Source organism: Shewanella oneidensis MR-1 (assembly GCF_000146165.2).
In the GTDB taxonomy this organism is placed as follows: domain Bacteria; phylum Pseudomonadota; class Gammaproteobacteria; order Enterobacterales; family Shewanellaceae; genus Shewanella; species Shewanella oneidensis.
The window spans coordinates 1,008,205-1,024,080 of sequence record NC_004347.2 but is presented as its reverse complement, the minus strand read 5'-3'; the positions used below and the strand labels follow the sequence as shown (position 1 = coordinate 1,024,080).

At 46.3% G+C, this 15,876-nt stretch carries 10 protein-coding genes; 3 read left to right on the top strand and 7 right to left on the bottom strand.

Translation table 11 applies throughout. The features are described from left to right. Nucleotides 1-102: 102 nt before the first annotated feature. Nucleotides 103-1,794 (top strand): amidohydrolase, encoded by a 1,692-nt coding sequence (locus tag SO_RS04635; RefSeq protein ID WP_011071259.1) that lies wholly within the window; start codon nucleotides 103-105, stop codon nucleotides 1,792-1,794. 4 nt (nucleotides 1,795-1,798) lie between these two features. Here SO_RS04635 and SO_RS04630 read toward each other — a convergent pair whose 3' ends face one another. Next, a complete protein-coding gene (locus tag SO_RS04630; RefSeq protein ID WP_011071258.1) occupies nucleotides 1,799-2,689 on the bottom strand; it encodes a LysR family transcriptional regulator in 891 nt (296 codons plus the stop codon). Between the two features lie 244 nt (nucleotides 2,690-2,933). On the opposite strand from SO_RS04630, the gene fdhF reads away from it, so the two are divergent. Continuing rightward, the gene (gene fdhF, locus SO_RS04625) at nucleotides 2,934-7,220 is read left to right on the top strand and encodes a formate dehydrogenase subunit alpha (RefSeq protein ID WP_011071257.1); all 4,287 of its coding nucleotides are present in this window, start codon (nucleotides 2,934-2,936) and stop codon (nucleotides 7,218-7,220) included. A 95-nt stretch (nucleotides 7,221-7,315) separates the two neighbouring features. Here the strand turns inward: fdhF and SO_RS04620 are convergent, their stop codons facing one another. The 4 genes from SO_RS04620 to SO_RS04605 all read right to left on the bottom strand — a co-directional run bounded on the left by SO_RS04620 (nucleotide 7,316) and on the right by SO_RS04605 (nucleotide 12,597). Further along, nucleotides 7,316-8,980, bottom strand: coding sequence for a methyl-accepting chemotaxis protein (locus SO_RS04620; RefSeq protein WP_011071256.1), 1,665 nt, complete (start codon nucleotides 8,978-8,980; stop codon nucleotides 7,316-7,318). A gap of 129 nt (nucleotides 8,981-9,109) precedes the next feature. Continuing rightward, nucleotides 9,110-10,261: a chromate efflux transporter gene (chrA, locus tag SO_RS04615; protein ID WP_011071255.1), complete on the bottom strand. Its 1,152-nt coding sequence runs from the start codon at nucleotides 10,259-10,261 to the stop codon at nucleotides 9,110-9,112. 177 nt (nucleotides 10,262-10,438) lie between these two features. Next, nucleotides 10,439-11,398, bottom strand: a complete 960-nt coding sequence (locus tag SO_RS04610; protein WP_172966545.1) for a hypothetical protein — start codon at nucleotides 11,396-11,398, stop codon at nucleotides 10,439-10,441. A 39-nt stretch (nucleotides 11,399-11,437) separates the two neighbouring features. Next, nucleotides 11,438-12,597 (bottom strand): IS3-like element ISSod1 family transposase gene (locus SO_RS04605; protein ID WP_141135407.1). Its coding sequence is split into 2 segments (ribosomal slippage): nucleotides 11,438-12,348 and nucleotides 12,348-12,597, totalling 1,161 coding nucleotides; the frame shifts between segments, so codons are not numbered across the junction. 48 nt (nucleotides 12,598-12,645) lie between these two features. Here SO_RS04605 and SO_RS04600 point away from each other — a divergent pair. After that, complete coding sequence (locus SO_RS04600; protein WP_238560548.1) at nucleotides 12,646-13,287, top strand: sensor histidine kinase; 642 nt, start codon at nucleotides 12,646-12,648, stop codon at nucleotides 13,285-13,287. A 31-nt stretch (nucleotides 13,288-13,318) separates the two neighbouring features. Here the strand turns inward: SO_RS04600 and rlmC are convergent, their stop codons facing one another. Beyond that, a complete protein-coding gene (gene rlmC, locus SO_RS04595) occupies nucleotides 13,319-14,479 on the bottom strand; it encodes a 23S rRNA (uracil(747)-C(5))-methyltransferase RlmC (protein WP_011071254.1) in 1,161 nt (386 codons plus the stop codon). 179 nt (nucleotides 14,480-14,658) lie between these two features. After that, nucleotides 14,659-15,834: a glycerol-3-phosphate dehydrogenase/oxidase gene (locus SO_RS04590; protein ID WP_011071253.1), complete on the bottom strand. Its 1,176-nt coding sequence runs from the start codon at nucleotides 15,832-15,834 to the stop codon at nucleotides 14,659-14,661. Between the last annotated feature and the right edge of the window lie 42 nt (nucleotides 15,835-15,876).

Below are 15,876 nucleotides of genomic sequence, written 5' to 3'. Positions count from 1 at the left end.
TGAATTGACTATCTCACTTTTCAGATACTCACTAACTTTCACAGCCAAACCCCTTCCATTTATCCTACAAGTTATAGATCACCACTTTGGACTCTAAGTCAGATGAAAAATAAACAATCAAAATCATTATTAATAAAATCAATGGCATTAACAGGATTATTTACGATTTCAGCCTGTGCAAATGAGGAGCTGGCAGACACTTTACTGACCAATACAAATATTTATGGTCACAACAATGCTACGAGCCTAGCCATCAAGGATGGCAAGATTGTCTACATAGGCGATGAACAAAATGCGATGAACCATGTTAGCAATAAAACTCAGGTCATTGACTTAAAAGGCGGGTATTTACTCCCTGGTTTTGTTGATAACCATAATCACGTCTTTGAGGCCGCCAGTGAAATAGGCAGTGATTGCTTATTGGATGAAGATAAAGATATCAATGGGTATATTCGCTCTTTGCGTGCCTGCAAGGAGGAACTTGAAGAGGGTGAGTGGCTTCTGGGTTATGGGCATGAACTAAGCCAATTAATGCAAGATAACGACACCAGTCCATTAGCAATCCTTGATGAAATATTCCCTAATAACCCCGTAATTATCATGGAGCAAACCTCTCATTCCATGTGGGTCAACTCACTTGCTCTGGCAGAAGCGGGCATAACCATACACTCAAAGGAGCCTCAAGGGGGAAAAATTCTTAAGGATAAAACGACCGGAAAACTTCTCGGAATACTGCTTGATAATGCGGGAGATCTCCTGATGGAACAGGCATGGAAAAACCAACCTAACTTAGCAGAAGCTAACTACCAAGGATTACTTAATGGTTTAGCTCAAGCTAGCAAACATGGCATAACCACAATTGGAGACGGTCGTTTATATTGGAAAAGAGGTTGGTTAGAAACTTGGTTAACCGCAGAAAAAAATCAAGCCTTGACTGCTCGGGTGAGCCTACGTCCTTGGGTATATCCAGCCGATGAGGCAAATGAGCAACTTGCATTCTTCAAAAAAATAAAATCAAATGACAAACAAAGACTTATACAAATAAACCAAGTAAAAATATACAGTGATGGCATCATTATCAATGGTACAGCAAGCACCTTAGATCCTTATGATTGGAGTTATACCCCTCAAATTCCCCATGGTCTTGAGTATATTCCAGCTACAAAAATGGCATGGTGGCTCAGTGAGCTGAACAAGATTGGCTACGGAGCACACATCCATGCCATAGGTGATGCAGGGGTACGCAATACCTTAAATGCGATTGAAACCTTACGAGCTCAAGGTGCTACTACCGCCTACTCAATGACGCATTTAGAAATGGTTTCAGCCCAAGATATTAAACGCTTCGCGCCACTGAGAGTTGATGCAGACTTTCAGTTAGGCAGTGACTATATTGCAGAACAAGATCATGATTGGGCGATACCGTTTATTGGTAAACAACGGGCACACGCACTATTGCCAATTAACGCGATTTTAAATACGGGTGCAAATGTAACATTAAGCAGTGACTGGAATGTTAACGATATCAATCCGTTAGTAGGGATAGCTAACGCAGTCTACTTGAAGAACATGGGGATAGCTGATATTCATCAAGCGATCGCCGCTTATACCATTAATCCCGCACAAGCGTTGGGGTTAGATGATATCACAGGCACTTTAGAGGTTGGCAAATCCGCCGATATCGTCATGTTAGAGCGCGATATCACTCAATCGACACCGAAGCAAATCGCCAACACACGCGTGTTAATGACATGGCTTGAAGGTGAAGTGGTATACGATGAACAAACAGAATGATGGCTCATGTTAACTCACTCAGCTGATTTTTGATTAAATCCAACAAACTCAGCCCTAATGCGCTGGACTCAAATCCAAAGTGCCAGCGCAATTCTAAACCGCGTTCGACATTTTCTCGTTCACAATTGAGTTTAACGACAGTTAACAACCCCTGGTTTATTTCGGTTTGAGCAAGGGACAAAGGTAAAAATGCATAACCACTCCCATCAATAAGCAGTTTTTTTAATAACCCTAAATCAGGGATCACACAATAATGTCCACTAAACCCCACCTCTAAATCCTCACAACATGCTTGGCCACCCGCCCAAACATATTCACGGTAAATCGCCAACTCGCTTGGTGCAACAATGGCTTGTTTACTTAATGGGCTTTGCCGTGAAACTAATAACACTTCTTTATACTTGCCTATCCGGCAATAACCGACTTCCGTTAAGTGCAATTCATCCGACTGATGACGTAATAAAAGATCGATATTGCCTGCATTAAATGCTTCATTTAACACAGTTAACTTATCGACTTGCAGCACGAAATTGACCGCAGGAAACTGCTCAAAAAAAGTGTTAACCACGGTTATCAAACCGTTTAATGGAATATGGCTTTCCACACCGAGACAAATTATCCCCTTTTGATAAGTTGCAAAATGCGCAGCCGAACTGGAAAATTGCTCCCATTGAGATAAGGCTAATATTGCCCTAGGCAATAGATGCTGACCCGCTAAACTCAATTCAACTTGATTAGCCCCACGTTGAAACAACTGAACACCGAGATCAACCTCAAGCTCGGCAATCCACTGACTGACTTGGGGTTGACGTTTACCCAATTGACGGGCCGCAGCCGATACAGACCCCAACTGCGCCGCGATAACAAATGCTTTCACTCTCTGAATATTCATCATTCTCAAATCTTAGTTGTAAGTCCTGATGTCAATAAACGTAAAACCTATACTAATCACAGTCTAAACCCAGTAAAAAACCTCTAGCGCACAGTCTACAACGAGTTTGTGATAAGTGCAGCAATTTAGCATCAAACTTTCCTCCCCCATAAACATCTTCTAAAGCGCTCTAGTTATACTCAAATCCACCTAAGTCTGCCGCTTTACGCTATGCAGCAAGCACCCTATAAATATAAAAGGCCATGGGATGATAGAACTTCGAATCGACAATAAGATAGTCTCGGCCGAACCGAGCGATAACCTATTACACGCAGCCCGTAAGGCGGGTATTGCTATTCCCAGCCTGTGCGATCCCACTGACGCCTCACGGCAATTGGACACGCAAGCCCATGCCGAAAAGCAGGACTGTAACCTCTGTCTGGTGCAAATCGAAAATAGCGATGCCAGCCTACGCTGTGTTAAAGCCTGTGAAACCCCAGCCCAAACAGGCATGAAGGTCATCACCCAATCGGCGTTTTTAACCAAACAACGCCAAGCAGCACTGAACGCTATTTTGAGCGATCACTTTGCCGACTGTGAGGCGCCCTGCCAACAAGCCTGCCCAGCGGGTGTTGATGTGCAGCGTTATCTGTACCACATTGCCCAAGGTGACCACACTCAAGCGGTTAAAGTCATTAAAGAAACATTGCCACTGCCACTGTCGATTGGCCGAGTTTGCCCCGCGTTTTGCGAAACCGAATGCCGCCGCGGCCTCATCGACGACCCGATTGCCATCCGCCAACTTAAGCGCCATGCCGCCGATTTAGATTTAGCCGATGACGAGCACGGCAATAGTTATCAACCGCCACGCCTCGCAGACACTGGCAAGAAAATTGCGATTATTGGCTCTGGCCCAGCGGGCTTAAGCGCGGGTTATTACCTGTCTAACCAAGGGCATAATATTGAGATTTTTGAGGCCATGCCCAAGGCCGGTGGTTGGCTGCGCTACGGTATTCCCGAATACCGTTTACCCAAAGCGATTCTCGATAAAGAAATTGAGTTGCTGTGTCGTAATGGGTTAACCATTCATACCCAAATGCGCCTAGGTCATGAGATCCATTTAAACCAGCTGATCACCGATTTTGATGCAGTGTGCCTTGCCATCGGCGCCCAAAAAGCAGTGCCAATGCACTATAAAGGCTCCGAGCTTGCTGGCTGCTATCTTGGGGTGGATTTTCTTAAGGATCATTGCCTCGATAAGCAATTGAAGCTTGGTAAAAAAGTGGCGGTAATTGGCGGCGGCAACACCGCCATAGATTGTGCTCGCACAGCGGTGCGCGAAGGCTGCGATGTCACCTTAATCTACCGCCGTACCCGCGCCGAAATGCCCGCTGAAGCCTACGAAGTGCACGAGGCCGAAGTTGAAGGGGTTAAGTTTCACTTCTTAACCAATCCACTTGAAAACCATAGTGATGCCGACGGTCGAGTGCAGTCGGTCACCTTTAGCAAAATGACGCTCGGCGAAGCCGATGCCTCGGGCAGACGTGCGCCAGTGGACACGGGGGAAACCTTTACCGAAGCCTTTGATACAGTGATCGCCGCCGTATCTCAAGCGCCAGATCTGAGCTTTATGCAAGATCCTAAAGGACAGCTTAGCCATGGCGAACTGGCGCTGAGCCGTTGGAACACACTAATGGGTTGTGAGCAAACCATGTCATCGGGCGTGGAAAAGCTGTTTGTGATGGGCGATGCCCGCCGCGGCCCAGCCACCGCCGTTGCCGCCATTGGTGATGGCCGAAAGGCAGCAAAAGCCATTGATAAAATGCTTCAAATTGGCCTTAGCTGCGATTTGCATGCCCATGAATTTAACTCGGTAAAAACCATTCCGGGCTCCCTTAAACAGGCTGAGGTCAAATCAGCAGAAGCAAGTTCACCCCTCTACCCCCATACAAAACGTCAGCCCCGCTTAAAAATGCCCGAACTCACGGCGCTGCAACGACTACTCAATTACAGTGAAGTAGAATTGGGCTTTCCCGCAGATGCCGCCATGCAAGAAGCGGCACGTTGCCTTGAGTGTGCTTGCCAAGCCAATACTGACTGTAAACTTAGGGATTACGCCACGGATTACGGTGTTGAGAGCAAAAGCTTAGCCACCGAAAATGCACGGTATTTTAGCGTAGATAAGAGTTCGCCCTTTATTCAATTCGATGCCAACCGTTGTATTAGCTGCGGCAAATGCGTCGATGTGTGTCAGCAGCAGAGTGGTCACTGCGCGATTCAATTCGCGAAAGACTCCTACCAAGTACTGCCGCAGAGCATCAGTCCTGCTGATGAGCGAAGAGCCCCCAGAGTTGGCTTTAGTGCCAGCATGGCCGATAGCCACTGCGTACAATGTGGTAACTGTGTGCAGGTTTGCCCAACGGGCGCGCTGGTCGATGCGCGGGATAAACGCCAAGGCGATTGTACAGAGTTAACAACCGCCTCCACCATTTGTACTTACTGCGGTGTCGGCTGTCGTCTCGATCTTAAAATCGACCCCAGCACCAATCGTATTCGCCATATCGAAGGCAACAAAGACTCGGTCGTTAACCAAGGCATGTTATGTGTTAAAGGGCGTTTTGGCTTCGATTTTATTCACAGCGACAAACGCCTAACCACCCCACTAATACGTAAAAACGGCAAACTGCAACCTTGTAGTTGGCCGGAAGCTATCGACTATGTAGCAAAACGTTTAACCGAGATAAAACAAAAAGATGGCAGCAATGCCTTCGCAAGTCTCGCCTCGGCCAAGGCCACCAATGAAGATAACTTTGTACTGCAAAAGTTTGTCCGTAGCGTCCTTGGCACCAACAACATCGACCATTGCGCCCGCCTGTGTCACTCCTCGACCGTTACGGGCCTGCAGCAGAGCATTGGTAGCGGCGCCATGACCAATGATATTCTGAGTATAAAGGACTCCGACGTCATTTTTATTCTGGGTTCCGATACCACCTGCGCCCATCCGATTATCGCCTCAAAAATCCAGCAGGCAGTCAACCTGTACGGCGCTCGGTTGATCGTGGCCGATCCGAAACGCGTTGGCATAGCAGAAAAGGCCGAACTCTATGTTGCCCACAGACCGGGCACGGATGTGATGCTGCTCAACGCCATTATGGCAGAAATTATTCGCAATAATTGGCAGGATAAAGACTATATTGCCAAGCGGACCGAAGGCATTGAGGCACTGTATGCCGAGCTTGCCAAGGAGGATTACTCCCTTGAAAAAGCGGCACTTATCACAGGTGTTAAAGCTGAGAATATCGCCCGTATTGCGCGTACCATAGGCACGGCGCAAAAAACGGCGGTGTACTACGCCATGGGGATAACCCAACATACCACGGGGCACGATAACGTCACCGCCATATCTAATCTGCAGCTACTTTGCGGCAATATTGGTGTGTCAGGAGCTGGCATCAACCCACTGCGCGGCCAGAGTAATGTGCAGGGCGCCTGCGATATGGGCGCGCTGCCCAACTATTTTACCGGTTACCAAAAGGTCACGGATATTCATGCCAGAATGCGCTTCGAAAGCCATTGGCAAACTCCGTTATCGGGGGAGATTGGCGTCACAGCAACCCATATGATGCATGATATTGCCAAGGGCAAAATCAACGCCTTATATGTGATGGGTGAAAACCCAGTGCTGAGCGATCCTGACCAAGCCCATGTGCTTAACGCCTTAAGCCAGATTGAGTTTTTAGTTGTCCAGGACATCTTTTTAACCGAGACCGCTGAGCTTGCCCATGTGGTGTTGCCCGCCGCCGCTTTTGTGGAAAAACGCGGCCACTTTACCAACACCGAACGACGAGTACAGCGACTTGAGCAAGCGCTTGCCTCACCGGGTGAAGCGCTGCCCGATTGGCAAATCGTACAAGCGATTGCCAATGCTATGGGAGCAAACTGGGATTATAAAGATGAAGCAGCAATTTGGGCTGAAATTAATGCATTAACGCCTCAGTATCGCGGCATTCTTTGGGAGAGATTAACCGCTGGTGAGGATGGTCAAATCCCTCAAGGTATTCAATGGCCTTGTCCGGATGAAAAGCATCCGGGAACACCGATTATGCACCAAGGTCAATTCACCCGCGGTTTAGGTTTATTTACGCCGGTCAGCTATCGCCTTCCCGCTGAAATGCCCTGCAACGAGTATCCACTTACGCTCTCGACAGGTCGTCTATTGGAGCAATTCCATACGGGCACCTTAACGCGCAAAACGCCCGGGCTGGACTTACTTGGTGCACCTAAAGTGATGATTTCTGTCTACGATGCCGAACAACTCGGGATTAATAACGGCGATAAAATTCGCCTAACCACCCGCCGTGGCGAGATTGAAATTGATGCCTTTGTGACAAAACGCGCTCAGGCAGGCGTACTGTTCTTACCCTTCCATTTTGTCGAAGCCGCAGCGAACAAACTCACCATCAATGCATTAGATCCCGTGGCTTATATCCCCGAGTATAAAGTGTGTGCGGTAAGAGTTGAAAAGGTGACAAAGCAGATGTGTGAGCCCACCTAAGCTGACATCTTCTGGGTGAACACCCAATAGACAGATATAAAAAAACGGGAGATGTTATCTCCCGTTTTATTTTCTAACTCAATAATAAATGATGATTAAATCTTAAATTGTCCAACCAAGTTGCCGAGATTCGTCCCTTCCTGCGACACTGTTTGACTCACCCTAGCCGCATGTTCACTGGAATGCAGTAGCTCATTAACGATTTCTTGTATGGCATAAACGTTGCGGTTAATTTCTTCGGTCACAGAGCTTTGCTCAGTCGCCGCTGTGGCAATTTGGGTACTCATATCATTAATCGCCGTTACCGCCGAAGTCACAGAACCTAGACTTTCAGAAATAGCGCGGGAAGATTCAACCGAGCGAACACAACTCTGCTGACTCTCATCCATGGTTTTCACCGCCTGCGATACTAACTTATGCAATGCCGATAGCATCTCGTTGATCTCTAGAGTACTTGCTTGGGTGCGGCTGGCTAAACTGCGAACTTCATCGGCAACCACAGCAAAACCTCGGCCCTGTTCACCGGCACGGGCCGCTTCAATCGCCGCATTTAAGGCTAATAGGTTTGTCTGTTCCGCAATGCCACCTATCACCGAAAGTACACTGTTAATCTTCTGTGATTGCTCGCTTAAGGACTTGATGCTGCCCGCCGCATGGTTGATTTGCTCCATCAAAGCGGCAATTTCTTCCAGTGAAGCATCGACACAGCGCTGGGCATTAGCCACATCGCCTGTCGCCGCTTGAGTCGCTTCGGCTACTTGAGTGGTATTTTGCGCGACTTCACTCGCAGTAGAAGACATCTCTGTAATTGCGGTAACTACTTGATCTGTCTCATTGTTATGGCTGAGCAGTTGGCTTGACATCACCTTGGTTTGATCGTGGATTGCATTAGCGGCTGTTTTTACTTTGGCGGTCGCACTCGCCACATCGCCGATAATGTGTTGTAGCTTATCGACAAATAAGTTAAAAGCTCGACCTAGTTGCGCAATTTCATCCTCGCCTTTAACACTTAAGCGTTTAGTTAAATCCCCTTCACCTTTAGCAATATCGTTAAGATTATCAGCCATATTTTTGATCGGTACGACCATTCGATGAGCGGCAACCATGATGACAAAGGCCGTGGCACCGGTTAAAACCAAGGCAATTAAGAGGATCATTAGAGATTTCTCAGCCATTTGCTCAGTCACGGTTTGACGATAATCCTCCACTACAGCCTCAATATCGTCGATGTAAGCACCAGTACCCAGCATCCAGTCCGTACCGGGGACCATCATCACGAAGCTTATTTTCTCAATTTGCTCGTTAGTATTAGGTTTTTGGTAATAATAAGAAAAATTACCATCGCCCCGTTTTGCCGCATCCAAAAGACCAACAATAATCTTGGTTCCGCGCGGGTCGGTCATATCGATTTTGTTTTGCCCTTCTAAATTAGGCATTAAGGCATGGAAAATATTTTTGCCTTGGGAATCATACATAAAAAAGTAACCCGCACTGCCGAAACGAATATCTCGCAGTGCTTGATTTACATTACCTTTATCCTTTAACGACAGTTGGTAGTTAACAATTCCAGAGGCAATCTCTGTCGCTTCTTTAATTTGTTGTTTACGTTCACCGACTAATTTTGTTCTAAAGGTCACCACTTCTTCTGCAAGGGATTCCTGTTCAACATAGTAGGAGAGAGTAATTAGCACTAATAAAGTAAATATGAGGGGAAACAAAGATAACAGCAGTAATTTATTACGCAGGCTAAGATTCGACATGCTTGCTTACTCCAGAGTGATTTAGCTTATATTTTTTATATGGTTGAAGTATAGCCAAAAAGGTGCGTTAGCTTAACGTGTCAGTTAACAAAATATCCTTTAATTTGTAAAAAATACCCGTAACTAATTTTACGCCATGAATATCAATCCGATACCACATACGCTAAAACCTAAAACCAGTAATAACATCTGTGGTTTAAAAAATTTTAATGCACCAAAACCAATCAATACTATGGCCATATCAACAGCAGATAATACCCCTTGGCTAAATACGGGTTGGTAAAGGGCCGCCGCCAGCAATCCCACCACACAGGCATTTACCCCTGCAAGCATCCCCGCCATCTTGGGTCTTGCTGCAATCGCATGCCAGCTTCTTAACCCCACTAACATCAGCAAGAATCCGGGTAAAAATATCGCTACTGTGGCAATCGCTGCACCGATAAAGGGATTTTCGAGCATCATCTCGGCGCCAAGAAAGGTCGCAAAGGTAAACATGGGGCCAGGCACGGCTTGAGCAAAGGCGTATCCGGTAAGAAATCGATCGCCACTCATGGAATCACCCACAGCGGTTTCAAGGAGAGGCAGCACCACATGACCACCGCCAAAAACGAGGCTCCCAACGCGAAAAAACTCACCGAAGAGTCCCGCTTCAACACCAAAATGTAAGCTGAAAAAGCTCGCCACAAATAAGACCATAAATAACCCTAAGCTTAGGTAATTTAATCTAATCGGTTCAGGTTTATTAGGCTCACTCTCGGTGACACTCAGGAATGATAACCCCAAGATAGCGGCAATGATTAATAGTACTATTTGTGTCCATAAGAAGGGCAAAATGAGTATAGCGGCAGCACTGCCGAGCATCAGTAAACGGCTGGTTTGACGTTGGCAAAACTGCTTAAACATCGCGAGCACAGCGTCCGCCACCACAACCACTGCAAGCAGTTTTAAGCCATGCACTATGCCTTGCATATATTCATTGCCTAACCAAGCGGCAGTCGTCACCGCCAGCAAATACATCAATACAAAGGAAGGTAAAGTGAATCCTGCAAAGGCGGCTATCGCGCCCAAAAGCCCACCACGGTGATAGCCGATGGCAAAACCCACTTGGCTTGAACCCGGCCCCGGCATAAATTGGCTTAAGGCCACTAAGCTGCTATAGCGTTTATCATCGAGCCAGCCGAGTTCATTGACAAAGGTTTGCCGAAAATAACCAATATGCGCCGCTGGTCCGCCAAAGCTCATCAAACCTAGAGTAAAAAAACGTAAGAATATCTGCAGCATAAATTTTGCTCTTCGATGCATAAAGTGCCCAAGATTATGCCACTAAAAAGACAATTTAATGAAAATGAATATGAAGCTTTCTGGAGTGGATGGTGCCACAAACAAAAAAGCCGACAAAATCCTTTGCCGGCTTTTTAACTTCAAGATAAATATCAATTTACTAAGACTTCAACCTCATCAATTATGAGTTTTTCGTCTTCTGATTAATGCTCCAAGTGCCAATAACATAGATAGGCCACCTAATGCACCACCACCATCCTTGGGTTCAGGCTCAGGCGTCACCACGGGAGGTATTGGATCTATCCCATCGGAGTTAACTGTTAGCATAAAGCGAGTGCTCGCAGCATCTGATGGGGTTTCCACATCACTTACGGTGACTGTTACTTCTACCTCACCATGGAAATCTTTCTCAGGTGTGATTGTCACGCTCGATCCTGATGTGTGGCCATTGACAACAGCAGTGATATGTTGGCCACTGACGCTTATCCGGTTAACACTGTTTTGCTCATCGGCATAATAAATACGCAGGTCACTTAAACTGGTGTTTTCCGCAATCGTTTTGTTAGGGATGCTACCTAAGCTAATATTTGAAGGCACTGTAACAGTGTGACTCATATTAACATCAGCCATACCTTCAACGCGGCTTTGAGCTTTAAACTCAAGGGCCTTGCCAGTAGCACTTGCCTCAACTTCTGACCAAGCAGTCACTTCGAATTGTGATGACTCTGGACCAACATAGTCATAACAAATCACAAGACCGTTGCTAAGCTTATCTTTCAAGTCATCAAATGCGTAATTTTTAGATGAGTACAGCCCTAATGGCCCAAATAAATACACTTGACTAGTAACACCTTGAAGACCAATAGAACCACGGCCATCCTCTGAACCAAAATCAATATTGTCGTATGCCATGTACATCTCGTGCTGATTGTCACCAAAACGAGTATTAACGTTGAAAATTAATTCAAAGTCGAAACGGTCATCACGCTCTGTCCATTTATAGACACGTTTATCATCTAGTCCAGCGTAAGAGTATGTCCGAGCATTATCGTACTCGACAATCCCCCATCCACTCGATGTACTCCCTAGAGTGATACCTGATGGATTCGAGGAATTCTTCACCAAAGGCACACTCATAACGTCGCCTTTTTGCGAGCCACGCCACAACTGTACTGGTCAACCCAAACTGGACACTTTTACTTGAGAATTCTCAAACTCTACAGGTGACAGATCGTTATTAGCAGAATGAAGTCGCTCCAAGTTGTAATATTTGATGTAAGCCGTCACATCTTGCTTCATAAACTCCCTTGTTGGTTGAGCAACTTTAAAAATCCAATCGTGTTTCAAGCTACCAAAGAATCGCTCAACAACGGCATTATCCCAACACGCACCCACATCACCCATGCTGGCTCGGATACCATAGCTCGATAGCAGCCTACCGAATTGTTTACTGGTATATTGCGAGCCTCGGTCACTGTGAAATACCAGCCCTCGCGCTGGTTGTCGCAGGTTGTAGGCTTTTATTAATGCCTTGGATATCAAATCTGTGGTCATGCGTTTGTCTATGCGCCATCCCACAATCCGGCGTGAATATAAATCCATCACCACAGCTAAGTACATCCAGCCTTCACCCGTCTTTAAATAGGTCACGTCACCCGCCCAGACCTGATTAGCCGATACTGGATTAAAGTTCATGTTTAACAGGTTATCAGCCACTGCATCTGAGTGTTTTCGCTGTGTCGTCACCTTGTAAGCACATCGCTGGGTTGCTTTGAGTCGAAGGCGGTGCATAATTTTACGAACGAGATAGCGACCAACCTGGTAGCCTTCCTTGCGCAATTTCTTCACCATTTCACGATTCCCTAAGCTGCCTCGACTTTGCTTAAATAGCTGTCGAACAAGGCGATAAAGCTTCAGTGTTTCAACGCTTATCACGTTTGCAGGGCGTTTATGCCAATCGTAATAGCCTGACTTACTGACACTCATTACTCGACATAACAGTGTTATGGGAAACAGGTGAGATTGCAGTTTGATGAAACGAAATCTTACTTCATTTCTCTCGCAAAGAAGGCGCTTGCCTTTTTTAGAATTTCTTTTTCCATGCGTAATTCTTTGTTTTCTCTACGCAATCGCTTCAACTCATCACGCTCAGACTCTTCTAAGGTGATGCCTTGTTGCAGGGCTTCGTGTTTTTCCTTCCAGTTGTAAAGCAGGCTCGTGCTAACTCCAAGAGACTTTGCCGCATCGGCAACGCTATAACCTTGCTCCAGCACCATCAAGACGGCTTCATCTTTAAATGCCTGCGGATAACTCTTATGTGATTTTTTCAGACTCATATAGACCTCTTAATTTATTGACCATACTGTCTCAAAATTAAGTGTCCGATGGGATTAGACCAGAACACCCCCTTGGCTCGTATGCGTTTTACACTCGAACTAATTCGACCACAAATCGATGCCCATTACGCTAAGCGATTAAATGAAGATATTGAAGATATTGAGCAACTTGCGGCAAATTATTTATCCTTTGCTCGCTTAGAACACAAGGAAGAAGCCTTAACTCAAGAGTCACAATCTTTAGCGATATTTATGGATAAATTGGCTCAAAAATATGCAATGTACCGACCTCAACTTGATATTCAGTTTCACCATCAATCGCAGCAGGCTCATTTCGATCCTATAGCGATGACCATTGCAACCCAAAACCTGATCCAAAATGCGATGCGATTCGCACACCATAAAATTCATGTGCACTTCTACCAAGAGGCAGGGATAAATCGGTTCAGTGTCGAAGATGACGGGCCGGGGTTTGAAGGTAAAGGTAAAAAACTCTTTGCCGCCTTTGAACGGGATTCCCAACAGAGCGATACCAGTGGTTATGGTTTAGGGCTATATATAGTTAAAAAAATCGCCACTTGGCATTATGGCCAGCTGGAACTCAGCCGCTCACAAACCTTGGGCGGTGCCGAAATCAGCATTATTTGGGATGATAGGTTATTGCCTAAAGCTGATATAAATTCTGACTAATTGAAGACAGTTATCAGTAACTAACCTTTAGCTAACGCGAATCTTTTACCAACATGGCTAAAACTTCAAAGTGATCCGAGTGGGGAAACAGATCAAACAGTTGCACCCGAGTTAACTGGTAGCCACGAATATGAACTAAATCCTTCGCCAGCGTTTTAGGATTACAACTAGAATACAAAATCGCCCTAGGGGCAAATTCACTTAAAGCATCACATAGGGACTCACCAATCCCGCGGCGCGGCGGATTGACAATAATTAAATCAGGCTTGGTTGCGGCCGCATCACCTTTGGCAAAATCGGTAGAGTCGAGCGCCATAAACTGCACGTTATCGAGCCCCATCATTTGCGCTGACATCTTAGCGCACGCAATCGCTTCAGCCTCGATTTCAATGCCTGTTAGCGGAATATCTTTAGAGGCGCAGTGCAAGCCAAAGCCGCCCACACCACAAAATAAATCCCACAGTGACTTTGGTGCAAATTCGCCAACCCACTCACGGGCGGTTTGATACAGCTTTGCAGCAACGTGTGGATTAGTTTGGAAAAAGCTTTTTGGACGAATAAACAAAGGCACATCGTTAAAGCGCTCTTCGAGACGAGTATTTTCAGTTAAGAAAATTTCCTCATCCCCCTCAAGGATCGCCATATGAATGGGCTGAATATTTACCGACACGACGTTGATTTGTGGATATTCAGCCATCAGCGCGGGTAATTCCCGTTCGATACGAGCGATGGCATCGGGTGATCGCAGCACAAAACGCAGCATATATTCACCACGAACTTGGCTTCGGGTCAGCAGAATATACTTAAGCTCGCCCTTGGCTTTATCAATGCGATAAGGCGGGATACCCGCTTGCTGCACAAAACGCTCTAGGCGATAGAGCAACGCTTGCATATCTGCAGGGTACAGCAAGCAGTCACAGAGACTAACCGCTTCGCCATTTGGACTGACAATCCCCAGCACAGGCGCATGGGCAGCGCCAAGCACCACCATTTTCGCCTTGTTACGAAAGCCGCTGTCCTCACCCACTACGGGTGGCAAAAATTGGGTATTAGTGCTCACAACAAAAGGGGCTAACAATTGTTGCAATTCTTGGGTTTTCGCCGCCAATTGCTGCACCATCGGGAGCTTAATATGGCGACAGGATTGGCATTGGCCTCGTTCAAAATACCCACATTGCACTAATGTACTCACAGCATCGTACCCACAGCAGTTCCCGTCTATCTTATCTATTGAGATGGCGAGTGAAATTGAGATGACAACTGAAGCATAACAAACACAGTCAAGGCCACAGTCAAAAAGCGCCACACTTTAGCGTTTTTATGCCGAAAAATCACCTTGAACCACTGCATTAAGCCAAATGCGAGGCTGTTTTAAGTTAACTTTAGCGTGTCTATATCGGCAATTGGCTGGCGTTTTCCTAATTTTTGTTCAATCCATTCAAGCACTTCAGCAGAAGAACTCCTAAAGGTGGTGAGCTTGCCACCGTATAAACAGAGTAGCCTTGGGTGAGAGATAGAGGTTTGCATCAAGGTGTCCCTAGGCCGCTCAAAGGCAGAACTTGCCTGTTTAGGTAGCACTCGCACGCCGCAATAGGTTTGCACTATTTTAGTTTTAAGCTCCTCAATCGATGGAGACAGTGGAAAGTAATGACAATAAATGCCTAAGAGATATTGAGTTTCAGATTCCGTAACTTGGGGCGGCGTATCAATGGACGTCAGCACAGTTTCAGTGGTGCCGATGAGCATCTGACCATACCAAGGCATCACAAAAATCACCCGCTTATCGAAGCAGGATTCTAAATATAAAATGCCCTCTGGCGCAGGCAAGTCGAGCAGTAAATGCGCCCCTTGTACCCAATCGATCTCAACCCCCGCAAGTGGCGGCTCTACGTGAGCTAATACCTCATTAACCCAAGGGCCTGCGGCATTTATCACTAACTTGGTTTCAATCTGTTGTACTTCACCACGATGACGAAAACTCAGTTCAATTTGCTCTTTTAAATGATTCAGCTGCAAAAACTCAGCCTCTGCATAGATATGGGCGCCGAGCGCTTGAGCGCTACGCGCAACCGCTTGGGTGAGTAATTTATCGTCGGTTTGTGCATCCCAATATTGGAATACCGCCTTTAAACCAGAGAGTTTAAGCCCTTTAAAACGATGCCAATGCACCGCGGGAATAGAGACAAAACGCCCCAGAGGGTCGAATTCACTTAATAGCGCGTATAGACTTAATCCGGCACGAATCGTCAACGGATTGCGCCGGCTGTCCTGATAGACGGGAATATAAAAAGCAACAGGTTTGACTAAGCTGGGCGCCAGATCGAGTAAATTGCGCCGCTCGAGCAATGACTTACGCACGAGATTAATTTGCCCACTTTCGAGATAACGTAAGCCACCGTGGATCAGCTTGCTGGAATTGGCTGAGGTTTGGCCGCCAATCTCGCCCTTTTCGATAAGTAAGGTCGAGTAGCCCGCTGCTGCTGCATATTGGGCAATACCCACACCGCTTATCCCGCCACCGATGATCGCAATATCGTATGAACTCATAGAGATTTTATCCATCCTTGCGTACTTATGGCTAACGTATCC

Excerpts from the sequence above, each read along its gene's own strand:
- SO_RS04635 (WP_011071259.1), top strand. The coding sequence starts at position 103 with ATGAAAAATAAACAATCAAAATCATTATTAATAAAATCAATGGCATTA.
- SO_RS04630 (WP_011071258.1), bottom strand. The coding sequence starts at position 2,689 with ATGATGAATATTCAGAGAGTGAAAGCATTTGTTATCGCGGCGCAGTTG.
- fdhF (WP_011071257.1), top strand. The coding sequence starts at position 2,934 with ATGATAGAACTTCGAATCGACAATAAGATAGTCTCGGCCGAACCGAGC.
- SO_RS04620 (WP_011071256.1), bottom strand. The coding sequence starts at position 8,980 with ATGTCGAATCTTAGCCTGCGTAATAAATTACTGCTGTTATCTTTGTTT.
- chrA (WP_011071255.1), bottom strand. The coding sequence starts at position 10,261 with ATGCTGCAGATATTCTTACGTTTTTTTACTCTAGGTTTGATGAGCTTT.
- SO_RS04610 (WP_172966545.1), bottom strand. The coding sequence starts at position 11,398 with ATGAGTGTGCCTTTGGTGAAGAATTCCTCGAATCCATCAGGTATCACT.
- SO_RS04600 (WP_238560548.1), top strand. The coding sequence starts at position 12,646 with ATGGGATTAGACCAGAACACCCCCTTGGCTCGTATGCGTTTTACACTC.
- SO_RS04590 (WP_011071253.1), bottom strand. The coding sequence starts at position 15,834 with ATGAGTTCATACGATATTGCGATCATCGGTGGCGGGATAAGCGGTGTG.